The following is a 22,203-nucleotide window of genomic DNA, read 5'->3' as shown; positions in this document are numbered from 1 at the left end:
CCTTTGGTTATTTAACCTTGGATTTTATTCTCATTTCATCGATCATCCTGTCTATATCTGCAACTTTACCATAGTCACTTTTTGCAGGGTCTATACCATCTTCACCATATTCTGTTTGGATGATAACTCCCCTGTTGTCCCTCACAGTTCCATCTGGTTGTACATTCAGATCCTGGAGGGCATTAACAAGTCTTCGTTGCATGTAACCACTCTGTGCAGTACGTATAGCTGTATCCACAAGTCCTTCCCTTCCTCCCATTGCATGGAAGAAAAATTCTAGTGGGTCCAGGCCTTTTTTGTAGCTTGAGTGAACAAATCCACTTGCCTTTGCACCTAATTCTCCAACTTGGAAATGAGGTAAGGTACGTTTACTGTAACCTCTCTCTATACGCCCACCACGAACAGACTGCTGACCTACACATGCTGCAATCTGGGTCAGGTTCAACATTGATCCTCTAGCACCTGTAAGTGCCATTATAACTGCATGGTTCTCCATTCCAAAGTAACTTTCTGCTATTTCACCAGACTTGTCCCTTGCTTCACCAAGTACCTGCATTATCTTCATTTCGAGTGTTTCCCTCAGACTTCGGCCAGGGAGGGCTTCTAGTTCTTCATTATGGTATGCATCGATAAGTTTTTCAACCTTTGCCTCTGCATTTGCCAATAACTCCTCTATACGGTCCTTGGCTTCCCTTGGTATTTCTTCGTCTGCGGTACTGGTTGTGAAACCCCTTTTCATTATTCCAGATATTGCAAGTTTTGTTGATGCATCAAGGAATTCACGTGCCTTGTCTGTACCATACTCCTTGACTATGGAATCAAGTATCTTACCTGAAAATGCACCATATGCTTTTTCATCCATGGCTCCCGATCTAATCTGTCCATTTTCAATAACAACATATGCATCATTTTTACATTCCTGTTTAAGGCATTCATCACATTTTCTGCATATCTCTGCCTTGTAAACCATGTTCAGATCCTTTGGAAGCAGCAGGCTAAAAACCTGTTTTCCAGTCCACTCTTCACCTGTTGGTTTTGGTAATGGCATTCTTGCATGTTTAACCATCTGGAATACATCTTCTTCTGAGAAGTTTGAACCTTCTCTTGTTAGAAGATATGCGCCAGATATATGATCGTGTATTCCACCTATAATAGGTCCTCCAAATCTTGGGGAGAGTATGTGTTCCTGAACCCTCATAAGGGACTTGGCCTCTGCACGGGATTCTTCTGTCTGGAATACGTGCATGTTCATTTCATCCCCATCAAAATCAGCATTGTATGGTGGACATACACATAAATTCAATCTGAATGTTTTGTAGGGTAAAACTTTAACTTCATGGGCCATCATTGACATCCTGTGGAGAGAAGGTTGCCTATTGAATAAAACTACATCTCCATCCATTAGATGTCTTTCTACTATGAAACCAGGTTCCAATTTTTCGATAACAGTTTCCTTGGTCTCGTCATACACCCTTATCTTCCTTTCATCTGGCCGTATAACATAGTTAGCTCCAGGATGCTTTTTTGGACCGTTCATAATGAACTTCTTCATTGCATCCATATTCCATTCAGTTACAAAAACAGGTACAGTAACTTCTGTGGCAATCATCTCCGGAACTCCTACCTCATTTATACTGATGTTTGGATCTGGAGATATAACTGTTCTTGCGGAGAAATTTACCCTTTTACCTGATAAATTACTTCTGAAACGTCCTTCTTTACCTTTTAAACGTTGTGCAAGTGTTTTAAGTGGCCTTCCTGAACGATGTCTGGCAGGTGGCACACCAGATGCTTCATTATCAAAGTAAGTTGTAACATGATACTGTAAAAGTTCCCAGAGATCTTCAACTATCAGTTGTGGTGCTCCTGCTTCCATGTTCTCTTTAAGTCTCTGGTTGATCCTTAAAATATCAACAAGCTTGTGGGTTAGATCATCTTCAGATCTTTCCCCTGTTTCAAGTGTTATTGAAGGTCTCACAGTTACTGGTGGAACTGGAAGTACAGTTAAAACCATCCATTCGGGTTTCGCAATATCACGATTTATTCCAACAAATATATACTCATCATCAGGAATGGTTTCTAACCTTTCTCTTACTTCACTTGCAGTGAGTTTATAGTTTCCTTCAACTATTGAAACTGGTTTATCAATTTTGACATCTTCCTGTTCTTCTGCACAGTGAGGGCATTTATCTCTTCTTGCAACAGTGTAAATTTCTTTAATAATTGCTGTTATGCTCTCCTCATTTTTGAGGTGATTCTCTATCTTTTCCCTGTAATCTACCATTTCAGATTCTGTTAAGAGAACACGTCCACAGTCTTTGCAAGTTGATCTAAGTACTTTATGAATTGTGTCTGCAAAACCAACATGTATAACCGGTCTTGCTAGATTTATATGACCAAAGTGTCCTTGACAATCTCCACCTTTTGATCCACAGGATCTACATCTAAGACCGGGGTCAATAACTCCCAACCTTGGGTCCATGAGTCCAGCTTCTATTGGATATCCGTCCTCATCATAGGTGTCTGGTGTTACAATTTTGGTAACGGACATTTTTCTTATGTTCTCTGGAGACATAAGACCAAAGTTGATTTGGGAAATCTTTTTTAAAATTCCTTTCAAGCTCATTCTCTCCTTATTATTATGTGCTTTTATGTGCTTTTATTCTTAATTCCAGCATCATATCCGCTTTTGTTCGCCCCTATGCTTTATCTTCAAGAACTAATTTTGGGAATATACAAAGGCTCTTGAGTTCGTCGAGTAAAAGTTTGAATGCATATGAAATCTCAACTGGGAATGTTTCTGATTCTCCACATATTGCACAGTATTTTTTATCCCTTATTCTGTCGTATATGGCTATCATTCCACAGTCCTGACATACTAATGCTTCGTACTTGTCGGATTCATCCAGCAGTCTTTCTTTGAGTGCTAATGCTGCTCCGTGTGCAATGAGACAGTCCCTTTCCATTTCTCCAAATCTTAAACCACCTTCTCTTGCTCTTCCTTCTGTTGGTTGTCTTGTTAAAACCTGTACAGGTCCTCTGGATCTTGCATAAACTTTGTCAGCAGTCATATGGTGCAGTTTCTGGTAAAATGCGACTCCAACGAATATCTCGGATTCTAACCTTTCACCGGTTATTCCATTGTAAAGTGATTCACGTCCTGCTGTTTCAAAACCATTTTTCTTCAGGAGTTCCATTATCTCGGCTTCCTGTTGGCCACCGAAAGGAGTACCATCCATTCTGGTTCCTTCCATGGTACCTGCTTTTCCTGCTATCATTTCAATAACTTGCCCAACCGACATCCTTGATGGAATTGCGTGTGGATTAATTATTAAATCAGGAACTACTCCTTCTTCTGTGAAGGGCATATTTTCCTGTGAAACTATAAGTCCAACAACTCCTTTCTGTCCGTGTCTTGATGCGAATTTATCACCAAATTCTGGCTGTCTCTGGTCTCGAATCCTTATTTTTGCTAGTTTGCTTCCTTCTACAGTTTCTGTTAAGAGTACAGCATCTACAACTCCATGTTCTCCGTGTCTTACAGTTATAGATGTTTCACGTCTTCTTTCTGCAACTGTTCCGAATTCGTCTATCTCTTCAAGGAACCTTGGTGGTGATGTTTTACCGATTAAAACATCTCCAGATTTAACTTCAACTTCAGGGTTTACTATTCCATCCTCATCCAGATGTCTGTAAACTTCTTCTGATCTGTAGCCCCGAACTATGTTCTCTGGTACTTCAAACTTGTCTTCCTGTCCTCCAGGATAACGTCTTTCTGAGGCTTCATATGACCTGAAAAATGATGATCTTGCAAGTCCTCTCTCTAGTGATGCTTTGTTCAGTATGAGGGCATCTTCCATATTGTAGCCCTCGTAAGACATAACTGCAACAACGAAGTTTTGTCCTGACGGACGTTTATCATATTTAGTTGCATCCATACTTCTGGTTTTGACCAGTGGCACCTGAGGATGGTGAAGTAAATGAGCACGTGTATCTGTTCTCATGTTGTAGTTTGAAACATAAAGCCCTAGAGCCTGTTTAGTCATACCAGCTTCCATTGTATTCCTTGGTGATGAGTTATGGTTAGCAAATGGAATGATTCCTGCGCATATTCCGAGCATTGTGGATGGATCTATTTCTAGATGTGTATGATACTCGTTGATCTCGTTCGGGAACATGGCAATGTAAGAATTTTCTTCCTCTTCTGCATCCATGTACTCGATAATTCCCTGATTTATAAGACCGTCCCAGTCCAGTTCTCCCTCTTGAAGCTTCACAATATGTTCTTCTGTGAGTTTTGATTCACCTTCATCCACAATTATTAGTGGTCTTCTAGTTCTTCCTGGATCTGTGAACAGGTATATTTCGTCTGTTTCATGGTAGTGGGTTATGTTCATCTCGGGGGATACTTCACCAGATCTTCGTTTTTCCCTCATGGACATTACAAAGTCTTCTGGATCATCACAAGTCCCGATGATCTTACCGTTAATATATATTTTGGATTTTTTCACGAATTTGCCCCCAAAAAGGATTTCCGGATTTGAAGAGAATTTAATGGTTTATAACGCTCAAATTCTATTTTTTGCGTTTTAACTTTCTCAACAAACTCCAATTTCCAACAAAATTGATTATCCTTTGGATTATCATTAATTGGTTTATAAAATTTGTACAGGGTTTATAACTCCCATCTTTTTAATTACAGCTTCAAGTTCCTCTGGATCTGAACCCTCTGATATCTTGGCAAGTATTGCAAGGTTCTTCACCAGTCCACAATTAGGGCCCTCAGGTGTTTCATTGGGGCATATTTTACCGAACTGTGTTGGATGCAAATCACGAGCTTCAAAGTGCGGTTGACTCCTACTTAATGGAGATACAACCCTTTTTAAATGTGATAATGTTCCCATGTAACTTGTTCTATCGAGTAGCTGGCTTACACCAGCACGTCCTCCAACCCAGTTTCCAGTGGCAATTGCATGTTTGATGTTTTCAGTTAACACATCTGAACGAACAGCTTGTTTTACAGATGGTTCTTTACCTCTTGCAAGACTTCTCTCAAGCTGATAAGTCATATCTCTTGTTAAACTGGTAAATGCAACTCTGAAAAGGTCTTCCATTAAATCTCCAGATACCCTAAGCCTCTTATTAGCGTAATGGTCCTTATCATGTGGTTCCCTTTTTTCAAATACAACTTGGAGAAGCATCTCAGTCATTTCAGCCAGATAAGTCGCCTTTTCAGCTCTTTTTTCTGGTTCAACACCAATATGAGGGAGTAAATATTTGTCTATAACATCCTCTGCTCGTTTGATTCTATACTCCTCTGTCATACCTTTTGCAACCCTGTTTCCAATGTATTTGATTGCATCGTACTGTGTCATTATTTCTGAGGTCTGTATATCATCTATTAGAAGGAATTGTATATCATTCTCATCTGAAACACTTGTAACAAGATCCTGATCTGTTTCAAATCCTAGTGCTCTTAAAAGAACAACCAGAGGTATTTCTCCAGGTACGTAAGGGAATGAAATTCTTAAAAAAACACCTTTTTTTCGTGGTTTTCTGTATTCAAGTGTTATACGGGCCCTAAATCCACTTTTTATCGATGTAACTATTGCCCTTGCACGCCTATCCTCTTTCTCACCTATTCTCTCAAGAATGATCTTATTGGGAGCAATTTCTTCCATTGTTACAATGGCCCTTTCTGAACCATTCACTATGAAATATCCTCCAGGATCCTGCGGATCTTCACCAACATCATCAATTTCCTCTTCACCTAGTCCATTGAGATGGCATATATTTGATTTCAACATCACAGGTAGTTCACCAATGTAAACTTTCTCCATGTCTTGTTCCTCATCACCTTTTTTAGTGAGGGCCATTTCAAGGTACATGTGTGCAGAATATGTCAGGTTTCTAAGTCTGGCCTCTGTAGGAAATATTTTACTGTTTGATCCATCTGCCTCTTTAATAAAAGGCTTCCTGATCTCAACATTCCCAGTCTTTATAGTGTATTCGCCTTGTTCCAGGACAATTGGCTCTGTTATATCAATTATATCCTGTATTCTGTGATTGACAAAGTCGTTGTAGGATTTGATGTGGTGGTCTACCAAGTTGTATTCATCAAAAAATGCATCAACTAGTTCCCATGCATTTTTTACCATTAAATTCCTCCAAAAAACAATTCGATTTAAATTCCTCCAAAAAACAATTCTAGATCTATTCAAATTTTTCAATTATACATAATTAGTTTAACAAATTCCATATCAACTATTCTAATACCAATCGATATGTAACGAATCTTCCAGCAGTGTGGCTTTTTCTCGTTATTTGAAGAATATCTCCAGGCTTAGCTTCAATAGCTTTAGCAACAGGATCATCAACTTTTATCTTTGGTAGCTGTTCAGGATGAACCTTCAACTCTTTCACTACTTTTTTAGCTTCTGTTTCTGACAAAATAGTATGATCTGGAACCAATTTGTGTTTTAAAATATCTTTTTTCACAATATATCCTCCAGTTAAAAATTAAGAACGGGCCCGACGGGAATTGAACCCGCGGCCACTCGGTTAAAAGCCGAGCGCTCTCCCAGACTGAGCTACGGGCCCACAATCAACGCCCTGGCCGGGATTTGAACCCGAGTCGCAGGCTCGACAGGCCTGCATGATAGCCCCTACACCACCAGGGCAGCTCTAAAGAATGAGAGTATAAGGAGTTATACCTATGCATGCTTAAATACTTTTCCTTTAACAAAGTTTTTGTTTGATAGTATATAAACTTTTGTATGAGTGTCTCCTCTCTTCTCGATATATGCGAATATATCTTACTAACAGTTGATTAATAACAAAATCCCGCCTGCCGGACTTGAACCAGCAACCCTCGGATCTACAGTCCGATGCTCTGCCAAATTGAGCTAAGGCGGGATAATGAATGGGACCACCCGGATTTGAACCGGAGTCTCAGGCTCCCAAAGCCCAAAGGATCGACCAAGCTACCCTATGGTCCCAAATGAATAAATTATAAGCCTCTAATTAAATCGGCTTAGAGCCCCGGGAGGGAATTGAACCCCCGACCACGAGATTACAAGTCTCGCGCTCCACCAGACTGAGCTACCGAGGCATTTTTAGGTATATGGAATATTAACTTAAATAGTTTTGGGTTTAATGATTTTTAGATTTTCATTAATGTTTTTTTTAAACATTTTTTAACATTAACAGGATTTACATCAATTGAATTCCTTCAATTAATATACCATCCCATATAATATCGTTCCCCTTAATATACTATTCTAAAATTTTAGCTTTACAAAAATATGATATTAAAACATGAAAATGCCTAGTTTATGTTATTAAACAATTTTAGATATGATTTTAAATTTTTCTGCATGCACGTTCCATTAATACTTCAACCACCGGTAAATTCTCACCAGCAAGAAGATTAATTGAAGCTCCTCCTCCACTACTTATATGACTTATTCCCTTTGAAAGACCCATCTGATTTGCAGCAGCTGCAAGGTGGCCTCCACCAATAATTGAAAATGCATGTGATGATGCTATAGCATTTAGTATATCCTCTGTGCCTATATTGAAATCTTCCTTCTCAAAAACTCCAGCGGGTCCATTTGCAAATAATGTCTCTGCTTTCCTTATATATCCTGCATATTCTGTTATTGTATCGGTACCTATATCATAGATTGGATGGTTGGGTATATCATCAACTGAAAATTCAACTCTTTTATTTCCCATACATACTGCAACATCCTTTGGTATTATTATTTTATCCCGATAATTTTTTAAGAGTTTTTTAGATTTCTTAACATATTCACAGTACCCTCTATTTTTAATAAAGCTTTTATTGTACTTCCCTATGTTTATACCAGAGCCCCATAAGAATATGTTGGCAACAAGACCTGTGGTCAAGATATAATCTGCACTTCCATTTTCTAAGACATTTTCCATGACCATTATAGAGTCATCAACCTTCACTCCACCTAAAATATAAACGCATGGCCTTTGAACATTATCCATTGCATTATAAAGGGCTTTAAGCTCTCTTTCCATTACCCTTCCGGCAGCTGATGGCAACATAAATGCAAAACCAACCAATGAAGGTTGAGATCTATGCGCTGCAGCAAATGCATCGTTTATAAAATAATCTGCCAGGGGTGATAACTTCTGAACCATATGTGTTTCTGATTGGAGTTTGGGTTCCCTCGTTAATATCTCTTCGGAGTAAAAACGCACATTTTCCAAAAGAAGAATATCTCTTCTTTTCATTTTTGATATTGAATTTCTTGCATTACTCCCAAAAATATCATCAACATATTCAACTTTGTGGTTCAATATCTTTGAAAGGGATTCTGCATGCTGTTTAAGTGTTGTGAAATCTTTTTTACCAGGTCTGCTCTGATGTGCCAGAATAACTGTTTTTGCACCCCTGTTTGAAAGTTCCCCTATAGTTTCAGCGTGAAGTCTTATTCTTGTGTCATCTAATATGAGACCTGTACTAGGGTCAACTGGCGAATTAATGTCGACTCTTACAAGAACTGTTTTATTATCCAGAGCAAAATCATCTATTGTATAAAAATCAAGCGCCATCTGTTCACCGTCTTATTATGGTAACTGTTATTCATTGTTTTGGCCCATTATGGCATTAACTAATATTCCATTATATTTTACTAACAAGATTTAACAAAGCCTCTTTAGGATCCTCTGCAAGGATTATACCTGATGCAAGTAGAACTCCCTCTGCACCCAAATCAAGAGCAGCCTTCATATCATCTCCTGTAGATATACCTGCTCCACATAGGACACCAATTTTAGGATTTATTTCATGTATAATATCCACTGTACCCTCAACTATTTCCGGTTCTGCCTTCGAAACAGGAATTCCAGATCCAATCAGTTCAGGAGGTTCTATTGCCACAAAATCTGGTTTTAATGTTGCTGCAGCTGCACTTGTTTCAATGTTGTTAGTACATAAAACACTAACCATGTTTTTTTCCATTGTTTTTTTCACAACTACATCAATATCAGCCAATTTCATTCTCTGTTCTGAGTGGTTTATGAGACTGCCAACTGCTCCTGCTTCTTTAACGCATTCAACCAGTGTGCTTCCAGTATGTCCCCCAGAATTAACTGCATCAACATGCTGTGCAAAAACAGGAATTTTAACTTCATTAGATAGGGAATATATATCAGGGCTTTGAGGTGCAACAACCACATTTACACCAGTCTCTTCTGCCACCAATTCAGAAGCTATAGCTAATTTTAAAGCATTTTTTCCAGTAGATTCCAAGTAGGTTTTAAAATTTAAAATCACTATTGGAGTTCTCTTTATTTTACTCATTGTTTACCTCCAAAAAAAGCACATAATAGTTCTAATCTTCTTTCTTTATCAGGGGATATAAAAATATTGTGGTATTATTTTTGAGTTATATTATAGTTTACATCCAAATGAATCAGATTTTTAAAGAAATATGTCTTTAAGACTTTTTAAACTTAATTATTAAAAAAATAGACATAGTTGTAGTATCATGAAACATATTTATTAGATCTGAATTATTATTTATTCCAATCTAAATTTTAGGTATATTATATACATGAGATAAGAGGTAATAAATGTAAATTGAAATAATTTCAAAATTTTGAATTTGAATTGTATAAAAAAAATATTATCAAACCGATCATAAATGACACTCACAGAAATTCAAATAAAAGCCCTTGAAAAAAAAGGGTACAGATTCGCAGGAGATTTGAAACATGCAGCAGCCAAGGTATGTCACTGGACCAAAAAAAGTCTTCTAGATGAAGGAGTATGTTACAAAGAAAAATTCTATGGGATTGAAAGTCATAGGTGCCTTCAAATGTCCCCTAGCATTCCATTTTGTCATCAAAAATGCTCATTTTGCTGGAGAGATATTTCCATTACCAAAACAGAGTGGGATGAAGATTTTGATGAACCTAAGGTTATTATCGATGATTGTATAGATGCCCAGAGAAATTTATTATGTGGTTTCTTTGGTAACTCACTAGCAAATAAGAAAAAACTTAAAGAATCTCAGGAACCAAAAAATGCTGCAATATCTCTTGCAGGGGAACCGATGCTTTATCCCCGTATAAATGATTTAATATCTGAATTTATTCGCAGGGATTTTACAACATTTCTTGTAACCAATGGAATGACTCCCTCTAAACTTGAAAACCTTGAAAAGGAACCCACTCAGCTCTATATATCATTAGATGCCCCTAACAAAGAAGTGTACAATGAAGTGTGCCAGCCTCAAATTTCAGGAGGATGGGAACGTTTGAACAAATCATTGGACCTTTTATCAAGCTTTGACTGCAGAAAAGTGCTGAGGACAACATGTGTTAAAGATTATAATATGAAAAACCCTAAAGAATACGCCAATATTATCAAAAGGAGCAACCCTGATTTTATTGAGATCAAAGCTTATATGTACGTAGGAAGTTCTAGGGATAGACTGGTGCTGGAAAATATGCCCTCATTAAATGATGTTCAAATCTTCGCAGAATCTATTGCAAAGTTATGCGACCGTAAAATTGTGAACAGTGCATCTGAGAGCAGAGTAGTCCTACTAGCCTGAATATGTGTTCTATTACGAAGAAATAAATAAGAACATAACAATTTATCTGTGAAAAATTATAAACAAAGAAATGTTTAAGTTACATTCTTTTTAAAGTTCAATTAATTAAACTTATATAGTTTGAAGGAAATTCAGAGGCTTTTAAAAGGTTTAAAACAATAACTTTAATTAGGATATGGATCATAGTATGAAGAAGATTTAATAGTAAATTCAACATAATCAATGGAAAGATATGATGGTGATAGTTATGAAGAAGTTGGCACTTGGATTGATTCTCTTAATAATGATAATAAGTCCGATTTATGGTGTTTCAGGTTTTGCAATAACCTATGGAGAAACAACTTATACTAATGCGGATTGGAAAAATTCTATGAACTCTTATTTCCAGTCTAAGACAAGCAAAAATGTTAGTGATGCTACTTCCAAGGTTGTTACGGCCTCTGAAGTTAATGCAATATCAATGAACATAACCGGAAGAACCTACCCATCAAGCCAAATCTTTTCCTGTGCAATGGTTGATCTAAGCTACAGTCAAGGTATTAACGTGGTTGTTGACAGTAGCAAAATAACAGTTGTTACACCTAAAATGTATGCCAATGCATTAAAATCAACGGGAATAAATAACGGATATGTAGTTGTATCGTCCCCTATTTCAGCATCTGGAGAAGCTGCCCTTGCAGGTGTACTTGAATCATATGAAGTAGCTGTAGGAGCCCCAATACCAGATCAAGCCAAAAAAGCAGCCACAGAGGAACTTTACACTGAGACACAAATTGTAAACCAAACAGGCCAAAGTCCAGATAAAATAGCAGAACTATTCTCTAAGGCAATGGACCAGGTTCAAAATCAGAATCTTCAGGATCCTGCTCAGATTAAGGTAATAGTAATTAATATAGCTAACAGCATGAATATCAATTTATCAGACCCACAGGCACAGCAGATTGCAAATTCACTTGCAAATTCTCAGCAGGCCCAGTCAAGTTTGACTGATTTCAAAAATAAACTTCAGAGTGTTACATCTCAGGCAACTCAATCTGGTGGAATTATTGAGCAGATAATGAACTACCTTCAAAGTATCTTCAATTATTTGAGTAGTCTTGTATCTGGACAGTGAATTTGAATTCATATCCTCGATAAACGAATATTTTAATCAAGTAATGCCAGAGAATAAATGAAATTACTCTAAATTCAGTATAAATATATAGAGATCATAGTGATAAGATGTTGATAGCAGAAAATCATCTTCAGTTCATTTTAGAAGTTGTAATAATGGTGCATGTTGGTATGCTGCTTATCTTTAATGTTATAGCAATTCCACTTAGTTTAGTTTTGTTTCTTGCATTAGTGTTAACTGTTGTACTTGCGGGAATCTTCAGTATTGACACTGCTTTTCTTTTCCTTCCATTTGTATCGCATCATGAGTTTACACATCCATTTGGTCCATTGGCAGTTTTTTCTTGGGTAACACTTTCTGCTTCAGCCAGTTTATTAACCGAGGTAGATATTAAATCATCATCCATAAAGACTCTTTCAATTATACTCTTCTTTGTAATAGCAGTTGCTGGAGGGATAATGCATCGATCCTTTTTAGTGTTATGGTTACTTGGATGGTTTGTTGGCACGTTAATAATGTCTAAAAGTTTCAGAAGGACATCTACTATAACTTTAAAAAGAATTTTATTAGTTATGGGTGCAGGTTTAGCTGGTTTTGGAATTTTGGAAATTCTTTCTAAAATACTCAATGCTCCAATACTAAGTCCTCTCTTGAGGATATCCCGGATTGAAGAATTTGCTATGCCCAGTTTGACCATGGTCATAAAAAATACAACATTTTGGGGACATGTTCAGGGCTCATGTTTCTGGGGAGCCCAGTGTCTTGGAGGTTCTGATGGTTATATTTCCATGCCGATGAACCTGATAAACTTTTTCACGCTTCCATTTCCATTATTTGCCGGTGTTTTAGTGGTAAAAAAAGATGCAATCGATTACATGCTTCCAGGAATTTTCGGAGTTGCATTTGATTTCGGATATGGTATTCTTTTAGCATTTATGGTATGGATCATGATTGTTACATTGACTGGATTTTACATACTAAGAAATTACCGAAGTAAACGTAAAAATGGAAGTAGAATGTATTTAGGTCGAGAAGCACTTTTGATAGGTGCTTTAACTGCGTTCTTATCACAAAGTATAATTGCACTTTTCTTGTTCAATAGAACATTTAATGGAATCGCTATGCTAGTTTATATATTCCTTTCAGCGCTTGTGATGGCCCATATACTAAGTATTAAAAGAAATATCTGACTTTTGAATAATATTCTTTTTTTCTTAAATTTCAATAATTTTAAAGTGAATTATCATAAAAAAATTAATAAAAATATGGTATAAAAAGTGCTATCTTACCAACACCAAAACATTTCTAAAAACATTATGATCACAAAACTAAGCGAATATTTAAAATTCATTGTATAATTATACACAAAATGAAATTAATCTTAATTTAATTAGGGGAAAATTAATTAATGATACACTAGATTTATTTTAATTTTATTGTTTTTTTTTGAATAAAAAATAGAAATATAAAAAAAAGTTATTTAATATCTTTGCAAAGCTCGACAGCTTTTTTTGCAGCAGCTTCCATGGATGTTTCATACGAAACACCAGCTTCTTTGAGTATTTTCTGACCTTCTTCCTCATTGGTGCCAGTCAACCGTATGACCAGAGGAACTTTACGCTTAGAAGTGTTTAAAACATCCAATACCCCTCTTGCAACATCATCTGCCCTTGTTATTCCTCCAAGTACATTTAAAAATACTGTTTTAACATCAGGATCAGATATTACAATGTTCAATGCTTTTGCTATATTTTCTCTCGAAGATCCGCCACCTATATCCAGAAATGTGGCTGGTTCTCCTCCATAAAGTTTCAGCATATCCATTCCACTCAAGGTCAGTCCAGCACCGTTCCCAATTACCGCAATGTTCCCATCGAGCTTTACATATGCAAATTCGTCCTTTGTTATATTTTCAAGTTCAAACAGTTCTTTTTGCCTGTAAAGAGCATCATCATCGATATCAAGTTTTGCATCTGCTGCAATTACGCCATTTGCAGTCACAACAAGAGGATTTATTTCGGCTATGGTTGCATCATATTTCTGAAAAACATTGAGGAGCTTCCAAATAACCATACCTATCTTTGAAATAAGAGGGTTTGGAACACCCATTTTAATAGCAATTTCCCTTCCTTGATAAGGTAAAAATTCATTCAGAGGATTCACGTAATATTTAACTATTTTCTCAGGTGTTTCACTTGCAACTTCCTCAATATCAACACCACCAGACATGCTTGCCATTATAAGTGGTTTTTTTGCTGATCTATCTAGGACAACGCTTAAATAATACTCAGATAGAATTTCAATTTTCTCCTCGATCAGCACCATTTCTACTAATTCATCCTTGATTATTGAACCAAGAATTTCTTTGGTTTTATCGTACACATCATCAGGTATTTCAGCAAACTTTATTCCTCCTGCCTTTCCCCTACCACCCACAAGAACCTGTGATTTGATTGCAACAGGTTTATTAATCTCAATAGCGGCTTTTCTGGCATCTTCAGGATTTGTTACCATCTTGTTATTAGGTACTGGTATTCCTTCCCCCTTGAATACGTCCTTCGCTATATATTCATGAATCTTCACATTTAACCTCCTAATCAGCTAGCTTTAAACCTGCTTCAAATGCTGCCAGGTTTTTTTTCTCTGTTCCTGGTGGAACACTTTCAGCTATAGATGCCCTTGCAGCCTCTTCAGATACTACCTTTGTTATTTTTGTTATAGCCCCAATCATAACAATATTAGCAACTATTTTTATTCCTATTTCTTCTGATGCAGTTTTAGTTGCTGGAGCTTTATAAAGCTTTATTTTGTGTTTCTCTACAAATGGCAATATTTCTTCCTCGGATATCATGTCAGGATCTACAATTAAAGTACCACCATCTTTAAGATCATCAAGATATGCAGTTAATGCTGTTTGAGACATGGCAACAAATATATCCGGATTTTGTACCTTAGGATAATCCACTTCCTCATCACTAACAACAACTTCTGTTCTTGAAGCACCACCTCTGGCTTCTGGACCATAAGACTGTGTTTGAACCGCATGTATATCATCGTGTAGTGCTGCTGCTTTTCCAATAACGATTCCTGCTAGTATGATTCCCTGACCACCGAAACCTGCTATTCTAATATCTTTACGCATTTCACTCCCCCTGGTATGCTGATCTAACTGAAGAAGGCTTTCCTGTTTTACATTTAGCTTCAAGAAGTTTACAAATCTTTTCAGTGTATTCTGGCTCATCTTTATTTTGGAATTCTCCAATGATAAGTTTACCCTCTAATTCCGCTATTTCAAGTTTGTCTGCCTGTCTTTTTAGTATAGATTGATCCTTCATCCACTGCATCATTGATACCGCAGTTTTCATCTTATTTTTACGCCCAAAGTATGTAGGGCATTGTGAAACTGCCTCAATAAAAGAAAATCCTTTATTGTTGAATCCTTTTTTAATTGCATTTGAAAGCTGCACTGGATGGGCTGTTGTCCATCGTGCAACATAGGTAGCACCTGCAGCTTTGGTAAGTTCTGCTAAATTGAATGGTTTTTCTATAGCACCAAATGGTGCTGTGCTTCCATAACTTCCAGTTGGAGAGGTTGGACTTATTTGACCACCTGTCATACCATATATACTATTATTTATACAAATAACAGTGATGTCTATATTCCTTCTGGAACCATGTATCAAATGATTTCCACCTATAGCTGCTGCATCTCCATCCCCAGTAAACACAACAACATCAAGTTCGGGATTCGCAAGTTTTAGACCAGTTGCAAATGCTATTGGTCGTCCATGTGTTGTGTGCATTGAATCACATTTGATATACCCAGGAACTCTAGATGAACATCCAATTCCAGACACAAGAGCAAGATTATCAAAATCAATTTCAGCTAGCTCTATGGCATTGAAAAATGTGTTCATGATAATTCCATTCCCACATCCTGCACAGAAGATGTTAGGAAGTCTGTCAGTTCTCAAGTATTTCATAAAACGATTTTGATTCGTTTTATCCATATTTCTCATCTCCATAAATTAAGACCATCAATAAACTTTGTATAAAGTCATAAATTTTAAGTTAAATTATGATTCCATCTAATTATTAGCCTTTCTCGATTTTTTCAAGTATTTCATCGGGCTTATGCATTTCTCCACCTATCTTTGGGAGATTTTCAACTTTATGGTCTCTTAATACTCTTTGAACCTCATAAAAAATCTGGCCAAGATTCATTTCAACTACAATAACTCTAGTGGCATTTTTAGCAGCACTCAATAGCATACTCTCAGGAAATGGCCATACAGTTTCAAGTTTTATAAAACCTGCCTTTACACCATCTTCCCTTGCTTTTTTAACAGCTGTGCTAACAGATCTTGAAGGTGCACCATAAGACACAATAAGAACATCGGCATCTTCAGTAAACATGGTTTTTACCATTGCAATTTCATCGGTTTTTGCAAGTATCTTATTACAAAGCCTGTTTACAAGTTTTGAATGAGATTTAGGACTTGATGCATCCGGATAACCTCGTTCATCATGTGTCAGACCTGTAATAAGGAGTTTATATCCATCACCAAACGCAGGCATATCAGATGTTCCATCTGGCTCCGATTTGTAAGGTAAAAAGGTTAGAGGATCCTCATCAGGCATGGATCTAGCAATTATCTCAGTTTTTTCAGGTATGTTTATCTTTTCACGCATATGGCCAACAATCTCATCAGCCATTACCATTACAGGAACCCTATATTTTTCTGCAAGGTTAAAAGCCATGACAGTAAAATCAAAGCATTCTTGTACGGACGCAGGAGATAGGGCAATTATCTCATAATCTCCATGGGATCCCCATCTAGCCTGCATCATATCACTCTGAGAGGCCATTGTGGGCTGTCCAGTTGATGGTGAGCCCCTTTGCATATTCACAATAACCAGTGGAGTTTCAGTCATAACAGCATACCCTATATGCTCTTGCATAAGAGAAAATCCAGGTCCTGATGTAGCAGTCATTCCTTTCATACCGCCCCAAACACCACCAATTACTGCCCCAAGAGCCGATATCTCATCTTCCATTTGAATAAATGTTCCACCTTCCCTTGGTAGGAAAACTGCCATATCCTCGGCTATTTCAGTCGAAGGAGTTATGGGATAACCCGCAAAAAACCTGCATCCTGCCTTTATGGCTCCCCTTGCACAGGCTTCATTACCTTGTATAAAGTATTTTTCAGTCTTCATTCTCATCATCCACTTTTATTGCTTGATCCGGACACATAAGGGTGCATAATCCACACTTTGTACAATTTTCTTTATTTTTAGGACAAGGCACATTAATTCCCTTATTATTAAGGGTTTTTGATTCTTCGTAAACATTATGGGGGCAAAATTCCTTGCAAATATTGCATCCCTTGCATAATTTCTCGTTAACAGTTATCATGTTTGTTTCCCTTAGTATTGTTACATTTTAATTAGTAAGACTGATAATTGGATATTAGCCTCACATTTTAATTAAATAGATCTATTTTCCTATCCAATATTTGGCTGAATAAACATTTTAACTTTTGCTCAAATTTGAAGAATAAATATCAAATGCTTTTTTTAAGAAAATAAAAAAATTATTTAGTTGTAAATGAAATCCCTTATTTTAGTTAATGAAAAAAAATAAAAATATTATAAGAAATTTCCTTCCTTCTTATTAAGTTCTAAAGCCGTACTTGGACACAATTCTAGACATTCGTAACATAACTTACAGTACTGAGGAGAATTTACGCATATTTTATTTTCTTTAATTGAAAAAACATTAGTTGGACATACATATGCACATACCCCACAATCTGAACCCTGACATTTATCATGATCCAAAATTATATTTACCGTAATCAAATTTATCCCCCCAATCTTATTCTAAATTCATAATTAACTCAATAAATGCTCAGAACATTCTTTAACTGCGTCATTAACATCACAGTCAAGCTGTATCGGTTTAATTCCCAATTTCCTAAGTTCAACTGTAGGTTCATTTCCAATTTTGTTACAAAGAACCGCCTTACAATCATTTATGAGATCTATTGATGCAACCCAACGTTCTTGATGATTGTTAAGAGGAATTTTGTTTTCTTCCGTATTTCCTGAAATATACCTTCCCCATTCCTGATTTTAAAAATTAAAAATTGATCTGCATCTCCAAAATGCAAGTCTATTATTTTACCCTCGGTTGATGCTACTGCTATTTTCAATTAAACCTCCTCCCTCAAAAATAACTCATTTTTGATTGTTTCTCCTGATTCTTCCCCAACCACCTCATACCCTGATTCATCGTAGTAAAAATCAAGTAAAGTGTTTGTTAATCTATCAACAAATTCTATACCGCCGTTATATCCCAAAGTAGCTATTCTCTGCGCCCCTAATCTATCAAATATTGGAAATCCTGTTCTAAAGAGTGGAATACCCTCTTCATCAGCAATATGGGCCCCATATGAATTTCCAATTAACACATCAGCACCAGCTATTTTAATTTCTCGATGCATATCATATAGATCCCCACCAGCCAAAATAACCGGCTGAAATCCTTTTTCATCGGCAATTACATTTATGTCTTCAATGAATCTTTGGCTTCTACTTCCTGTGCATAGTACAGTTGGTATCATTCCCATTTCAGATGTGAAACGTGCCATCCCGGATACAAAATCAGGATCTCCAAATATTGCAACTTTTCGGTGATAATTGTATGAATGTGCATCTACCATAGCATCTAGTAACCTGCCACGATCTTTTTCTATTGATTCAGGAATTTCAAGATCTCCCAGTTTGCATACAGAATTTATAAATGAATCTGTATTGTCAATACCAAGTGGAATTGGTCCAGATATAGATTTAACTCCAAATTTTTTATTAAGATATGTTCCTGCTGAATCTGCATGTTTAGACAATGCAAAGGTACCCAGTGAATTAGCTGTATCTTCAATTTCTCCTATGGTTGTACCATCTTTATACAGATTCAAAGCTGATTCTGATAATGGTGCATCTAGATTTTCTGATGTATCAGTTAAAATGATACTTTCAATGTTTAGGTTGTTTAGTATCTCTTTAACTTCCTTTACATCTGCGGGAGATATATTACCCGTAATGATGTTTATTTTACCATTTGGTACTGATTTAGAAGCTAAATGTTTCACAAGAGCTTTTATAGTCCGGTTATATCCTTCAACGTGTGATTCAACATAACTTGGAGTTGATATAGGGATAATTATCGGCAAATCTTTATCAAAATTTGCTTCGTTAAATTTTGCTATTATCCCTTCCATATCTTCTCCAATTGTTTCAGTGAGACAGCTTGATGTAACAGCTATGATATTTGGAGATTGTTTTTCTGTTATATTTTTTAATGCTTTCATTAAATTGAATTCTCCACCATATATCACAGTTTTCTCACTCATTGAAGTTGATGCAACTTCTATTGGTTCTCTAAAATGTCTTGTGAGCTGAAACCTCATGTATGTACTGCAACCTTGAGACCCGTGTATAAGAGGCATTGCATCATTTACTCCTAAAAGAGCGTGTATTGCACCCATGGGCTGACACATTTTAGATGGGTTTATTACTGAAAACTTTTTATTGTGATGCATCTAATTCCTCCCTCAAACTTTTGGATGTAAGATCGAATACTGGGCTTGAAACAGAGGCATCAACTTCCCTTGCAAAGCTTACAAAACCTTTGAATCCTGCAAATGCAGATATGCGATCATGATTAAAATCACAGAATGGAATTCCTAGCTTTAATGAAATATATTTTCTTTGGCACCAGATATAAGGAGATTAGGCCTGTATTTTTTAAGAAGTCTGGCTAATTCTGTTGAATTGGCATCATCAACAATTATTGTTCCATCTTTTACAGTTTCTTTAATTCTTTCATAATCTTCTTTTATTCCATTCTTGGTTCCAGACATCATGACATCCATGCCTAATTCTTCAAAAGCCCTTACAAGAGACCATGCTTTATTGCCTCCAACATACAGTGCAACAGTTTTTCCTGTTAATCTCTCTTTATATTCATCAGTTTTATGTTCAACTTCTTTTAATCCGGTTTCAATTATTTTTTCGGTTCTTTCCATCATTTCAGGGTTTCCAAAAAAATCAGCAATTTCCCTTAATGAATTCACAGTTTGCTCAAGACCAAAGAAATTAACCTTTATAAAAGGTATTCCATATTTCTTTTCCATTTTTTTGGCAACATAATTAGACGACTTCTGACACTGAACTATATTCAGCTTAGCTCGGTGTGCCTGGGCTATCTCATCCACATGTGAATCTCCAGTCAATGTACTGATTATATTAACACCCATTGCTGTGATTAGGGGTTTTATTCCCCAGAGATCTCCTGCTACATTAAACTCACCAACAATATTTATGTCAAATTGTGTTGTTTTTTCAGGTTCTTTGGTTCCAATTACATAATCCAGTAATGCATCACCCCCTATCCAATGTCCTTTGGTTTTATTATGATCTTGATATCCTTCAGATTGAACGGGTATAACTCTGCATCCTGTTGTTTCTTCTGATTTTTTACATACAGCCTTGATATCGTCCCCTATGATACCTGAAACACATGTTGCATACACGAATATTGCCCCAGGACTATAAATCCTATTGAGCTCCATTATGGTTTCATAAAGCTTTTTTTCTCCCCCAAAGATAATATTTTTCTCTTTAAGGTCTGTAGAACATCCTTTTTTATATAAATCTTCTCTTGAGGATTTACTTCCCCTAATATCCCATGTACATGCTGCACAACCAATTGGGCCATGTACAAGATGAATTGAATCTGTAATTGGCATTAAAACAATTCTTGCACCACCAAACACACATGTTCTCTGTGTTACTGTGCCAGGTAAACTGGCTTTATCACAGGTAGGGATGGAAATTCCTTCCCCCTTTACACACATGTGTTTTTTACGTGACTCAAACGTTTTAATAATGGGTTCCATTTTTTTACCTCTATCTAACTACTATTTTCATATTTAATCTAACATTACGGATTATTTCAGTTAACAAAATTTAGATATTTATTGCTGAAGCTTCCAGTGTGTTGGTTCATAATATTTCTCAAGTATCGTGTTGGTGATTAAATCCATAAGATACAATCCTCCATTATAACCAAGTATTGGCTGTCTTTGGTATCCCACCCTATCATAAACTGGAAATCCGACCCTTATTAGGGGTATTCCTAAATCCAGAGCTATTAACCTTCCATCCGAATTACCAATCATAATATCAACTGGATTTTCCTTTAAATAAACTTCCACAGCACGGAGATCTTGGCCTACCATGACATCAATATTGCTTCCTGTTTCTTTAGCAATTTTTTTTATGTCCTTGGCAAATTCAGGACCTTTTACTCCCGTACAAACCATTGTGGGTCCCATTCCAAGCTCGCCAACGAAACGTGCAATTCCTGTTGTACTATCTGGGTCACCATATATTGCTACTTTACGTCCGAACAGATATCTTGAAGCGTTATCTGCCATTGAATCAATGAGTATGCCCCTTTCATCGAGAAGTTTGTCGGGAATATCGTTGCCAGTGAATTTTTTAAGTTCTCTGAGGAATTGATCAGTGTTTTGGATACCAATTGGTGGTGAGTTTATGGCTGCAGGAACATTATGTTCCATTTCAAGTGATTTTGCTCCAGAACCTGCGTATTTACAGATTGAGACTGTTCCTAAACTGTTGGCAGAATCTCTGATTTCATCAACGGATACTCCTCCTTTTGGATAAAAAGGTTTCATAGTAGTTTTGGAAGGTCTAAGCGGTGCATCAAATGGATCTGAGATGTCTGTGAGGAATATCCCTTCTAATCCCATCATCTCAATGAGATGTTTTAATTCTCTGACATCTCCGGGATTCACAATTCCGGGTATTATATTGACTTTCTCATTTGGTTCATTTTTACGGGCCAAATGGTTCACAACTGCTTTGATTGCATTGTCATAACCTTTGTAGTGGGTTTCAACAAAACTTGGAGTGTTTATTGGAATAACTTCTATTTTTTTAGAATCTTCACCCATTCGTTTTTTTATATTTTCTCTTGCAGTATCAGCAAATCCGAAAACATCATCACCAATAATTTCACTGGAACAAGTTGTTATAACTCCAATGAGATCCGGTTTAAATCTTACTGCAAGATTTTCGATACCTTTTACAAGGTTATTTCTACCACCAAATACTGCTGCATCCTCATGAAGGGATGTAACAGCTATTTCAGATGGTTCCCTAAAATGACGTGCAAAACCATACCTTACAAATGTTGAACACCCTTGGGATCCATGAACAATTGGAAATCCTTTATTTATACCTGTAACAGCAAACATGGCACCAAATGGTTGACATGTTTTAAGGGGATTTATTATGACATTCCTTTCCTTTTCCATAACATTAATACAACTCATCATGCCTCTCCCCTATTTTTTGTGCTTTAATTCCATCAGATTCCTCAGAATTTGTTCCACTTTC

Annotated in this window: 20 protein-coding genes and 5 tRNA genes; 3 read left to right on the top strand and 22 right to left on the bottom strand. The window is 36.6% G+C overall.

Features of this window, described 5'->3' with window-relative positions:
• Nucleotides 1–7: 7 nt before the first annotated feature.
• The 11 genes from DL91_RS00570 to tpiA form a co-directional block, all read right to left on the bottom strand.
• On the bottom strand, nt 8–2,620 hold the full coding sequence (locus DL91_RS00570; RefSeq protein WP_048189782.1) for a DNA-directed RNA polymerase subunit A': 2,613 nt from the start codon (nt 2,618–2,620) through the stop codon (nt 8–10).
• 79 nt (nt 2,621–2,699) lie between these two features.
• Entirely contained in the window at nt 2,700–4,511 is a 1,812-nt protein-coding gene (gene rpoB / locus DL91_RS00565) for a DNA-directed RNA polymerase subunit B (protein WP_048189781.1), read from the bottom strand.
• 144 nt (nt 4,512–4,655) lie between these two features.
• Entirely contained in the window at nt 4,656–6,158 is a 1,503-nt protein-coding gene (locus DL91_RS00560; RefSeq protein WP_048189780.1) for a DNA-directed RNA polymerase subunit B'', read from the bottom strand.
• A gap of 106 nt (nt 6,159–6,264) precedes the next feature.
• A complete protein-coding gene (locus DL91_RS00555; RefSeq protein WP_197050570.1) occupies nt 6,265–6,498 on the bottom strand; it encodes a DNA-directed RNA polymerase subunit H in 234 nt (77 codons plus the stop codon).
• A 28-nt stretch (nt 6,499–6,526) separates the two neighbouring features.
• Nucleotides 6,527–6,600, bottom strand: a tRNA-Lys gene (locus tag DL91_RS00550).
• Nucleotides 6,601–6,608: 8 nt separating this feature from the next.
• Nucleotides 6,609–6,680, bottom strand: a tRNA-Asp gene (locus DL91_RS00545).
• Nucleotides 6,681–6,841: 161 nt separating this feature from the next.
• Nucleotides 6,842–6,915: transfer RNA gene (locus DL91_RS00540), tRNA-Tyr, on the bottom strand.
• Nucleotides 6,916–6,923: 8 nt separating this feature from the next.
• A tRNA-Pro gene (locus DL91_RS00535) sits at nt 6,924–6,998 on the bottom strand.
• Nucleotides 6,999–7,037: 39 nt separating this feature from the next.
• A tRNA-Thr gene (locus DL91_RS00530) sits at nt 7,038–7,111 on the bottom strand.
• 251 nt (nt 7,112–7,362) lie between these two features.
• On the bottom strand, nt 7,363–8,589 hold the full coding sequence (locus DL91_RS00525; RefSeq protein ID WP_048189778.1) for a phosphoglycerate kinase: 1,227 nt from the start codon (nt 8,587–8,589) through the stop codon (nt 7,363–7,365).
• Nucleotides 8,590–8,659: 70 nt separating this feature from the next.
• Nucleotides 8,660–9,340 (bottom strand): triose-phosphate isomerase, encoded by a 681-nt coding sequence (gene tpiA, locus DL91_RS00520; protein ID WP_048189777.1) that lies wholly within the window; start codon nt 9,338–9,340, stop codon nt 8,660–8,662.
• Nucleotides 9,341–9,683: 343 nt separating this feature from the next.
• Here tpiA and twy1 point away from each other — a divergent pair, with 343 nt between their 5' ends.
• The 3 genes from twy1 to DL91_RS00505 all read left to right on the top strand — a co-directional run bounded on the left by twy1 (nt 9,684) and on the right by DL91_RS00505 (nt 12,902).
• Nucleotides 9,684–10,598: a 4-demethylwyosine synthase TYW1 gene (gene twy1 / locus DL91_RS00515; RefSeq protein WP_048189776.1), complete on the top strand. Its 915-nt coding sequence runs from the start codon at nt 9,684–9,686 to the stop codon at nt 10,596–10,598.
• Between the two features lie 247 nt (nt 10,599–10,845).
• Nucleotides 10,846–11,712 carry a DUF1002 domain-containing protein gene (locus DL91_RS00510; protein WP_048189775.1) on the top strand — a complete coding sequence of 289 codons (867 nt, stop codon included), beginning with the start codon at nt 10,846–10,848 and terminating at the stop codon, nt 11,710–11,712.
• Nucleotides 11,713–11,819: 107 nt separating this feature from the next.
• A complete protein-coding gene (locus DL91_RS00505; protein WP_048189774.1) occupies nt 11,820–12,902 on the top strand; it encodes a hypothetical protein in 1,083 nt (360 codons plus the stop codon).
• A gap of 286 nt (nt 12,903–13,188) precedes the next feature.
• On the opposite strand, the gene sucC is transcribed toward DL91_RS00505, so the two are convergent.
• From sucC to DL91_RS00455, 11 genes are all read right to left on the bottom strand, one after another.
• Nucleotides 13,189–14,295: an ADP-forming succinate--CoA ligase subunit beta gene (sucC, locus tag DL91_RS00500; protein ID WP_048189773.1), complete on the bottom strand. Its 1,107-nt coding sequence runs from the start codon at nt 14,293–14,295 to the stop codon at nt 13,189–13,191.
• A 10-nt stretch (nt 14,296–14,305) separates the two neighbouring features.
• Nucleotides 14,306–14,854: a 2-oxoacid:ferredoxin oxidoreductase subunit gamma gene (locus tag DL91_RS00495; RefSeq protein WP_048189772.1), complete on the bottom strand. Its 549-nt coding sequence runs from the start codon at nt 14,852–14,854 to the stop codon at nt 14,306–14,308.
• A 1-nt stretch (nt 14,855) separates the two neighbouring features.
• Entirely contained in the window at nt 14,856–15,722 is an 867-nt protein-coding gene (locus DL91_RS00490; protein WP_048189771.1) for a 2-oxoacid:ferredoxin oxidoreductase subunit beta, read from the bottom strand.
• A gap of 85 nt (nt 15,723–15,807) precedes the next feature.
• Nucleotides 15,808–16,932, bottom strand: coding sequence for a 2-oxoacid:acceptor oxidoreductase subunit alpha (locus DL91_RS00485; RefSeq protein ID WP_048189770.1), 1,125 nt, complete (start codon nt 16,930–16,932; stop codon nt 15,808–15,810).
• Nucleotides 16,922–17,131 (bottom strand): ferredoxin family protein, encoded by a 210-nt coding sequence (locus DL91_RS00480; RefSeq protein ID WP_048189769.1) that lies wholly within the window; start codon nt 17,129–17,131, stop codon nt 16,922–16,924. Before DL91_RS00480 ends, DL91_RS00485 begins: the two co-directional genes overlap by 11 nt.
• Nucleotides 17,132–17,364: 233 nt before the next feature.
• Nucleotides 17,365–17,577 carry a 4Fe-4S ferredoxin gene (locus tag DL91_RS00475; protein WP_048189768.1) on the bottom strand — a complete coding sequence of 71 codons (213 nt, stop codon included), beginning with the start codon at nt 17,575–17,577 and terminating at the stop codon, nt 17,365–17,367.
• Between the two features lie 33 nt (nt 17,578–17,610).
• A complete protein-coding gene (locus DL91_RS14045) occupies nt 17,611–17,754 on the bottom strand; it encodes a NifB/NifX family molybdenum-iron cluster-binding protein (RefSeq protein WP_231551472.1) in 144 nt (47 codons plus the stop codon).
• A gap of 5 nt (nt 17,755–17,759) precedes the next feature.
• The gene (locus DL91_RS14040; RefSeq protein ID WP_231551338.1) at nt 17,760–17,930 is read right to left on the bottom strand and encodes a hypothetical protein; all 171 of its coding nucleotides are present in this window, start codon (nt 17,928–17,930) and stop codon (nt 17,760–17,762) included.
• Nucleotides 17,931–19,319: a nitrogenase component 1 gene (locus DL91_RS00465; RefSeq protein WP_048189767.1), complete on the bottom strand. Its 1,389-nt coding sequence runs from the start codon at nt 19,317–19,319 to the stop codon at nt 17,931–17,933.
• Between the two features lie 150 nt (nt 19,320–19,469).
• Nucleotides 19,470–20,678: a nitrogenase iron-molybdenum cofactor biosynthesis protein NifE gene (gene nifE / locus DL91_RS00460; protein WP_231551337.1), complete on the bottom strand. Its 1,209-nt coding sequence runs from the start codon at nt 20,676–20,678 to the stop codon at nt 19,470–19,472.
• A gap of 78 nt (nt 20,679–20,756) precedes the next feature.
• Nucleotides 20,757–22,139, bottom strand: a complete 1,383-nt coding sequence (locus DL91_RS00455; protein ID WP_048189766.1) for a nitrogenase component 1 — start codon at nt 22,137–22,139, stop codon at nt 20,757–20,759.
• Nucleotides 22,140–22,203 lie beyond the last annotated feature (64 nt).

The sequence above is a fragment of the Methanobacterium sp. SMA-27 genome (assembly GCF_000744455.1).
Lineage (GTDB): Archaea > Methanobacteriota > Methanobacteria > Methanobacteriales > Methanobacteriaceae > Methanobacterium_B.
Note: the sequence above shows the minus strand (reverse complement) of the source record. Positions and strands in the feature narration are given on the sequence as shown.

Coding starts and splice junctions, on each gene's coding strand:
- DL91_RS00560 (WP_048189780.1), bottom strand. CDS start 6,158: ATGGTAAAAAATGCATGGGAACTAGTTGATGCATTTTTTGATGAATAC.
- DL91_RS00525 (WP_048189778.1), bottom strand. CDS start 8,589: ATGGCGCTTGATTTTTATACAATAGATGATTTTGCTCTGGATAATAAA.
- tpiA (WP_048189777.1), bottom strand. CDS start 9,340: ATGAGTAAAATAAAGAGAACTCCAATAGTGATTTTAAATTTTAAAACC.
- twy1 (WP_048189776.1), top strand. CDS start 9,684: ATGACACTCACAGAAATTCAAATAAAAGCCCTTGAAAAAAAAGGGTAC.
- DL91_RS00510 (WP_048189775.1), top strand. CDS start 10,846: ATGAAGAAGTTGGCACTTGGATTGATTCTCTTAATAATGATAATAAGT.
- DL91_RS00505 (WP_048189774.1), top strand. CDS start 11,820: ATGTTGATAGCAGAAAATCATCTTCAGTTCATTTTAGAAGTTGTAATA.
- DL91_RS00495 (WP_048189772.1), bottom strand. CDS start 14,854: ATGCGTAAAGATATTAGAATAGCAGGTTTCGGTGGTCAGGGAATCATA.
- DL91_RS00490 (WP_048189771.1), bottom strand. CDS start 15,722: ATGGATAAAACGAATCAAAATCGTTTTATGAAATACTTGAGAACTGAC.
- DL91_RS00485 (WP_048189770.1), bottom strand. CDS start 16,932: ATGAAGACTGAAAAATACTTTATACAAGGTAATGAAGCCTGTGCAAGG.
- DL91_RS00480 (WP_048189769.1), bottom strand. CDS start 17,131: ATGATAACTGTTAACGAGAAATTATGCAAGGGATGCAATATTTGCAAG.
- DL91_RS00465 (WP_048189767.1), bottom strand. CDS start 19,319: ATGCATCACAATAAAAAGTTTTCAGTAATAAACCCATCTAAAATGTGT.
- nifE (WP_231551337.1), bottom strand. CDS start 20,678: ATGGAACCCATTATTAAAACGTTTGAGTCACGTAAAAAACACATGTGT.
- DL91_RS00455 (WP_048189766.1), bottom strand. CDS start 22,139: ATGAGTTGTATTAATGTTATGGAAAAGGAAAGGAATGTCATAATAAAT.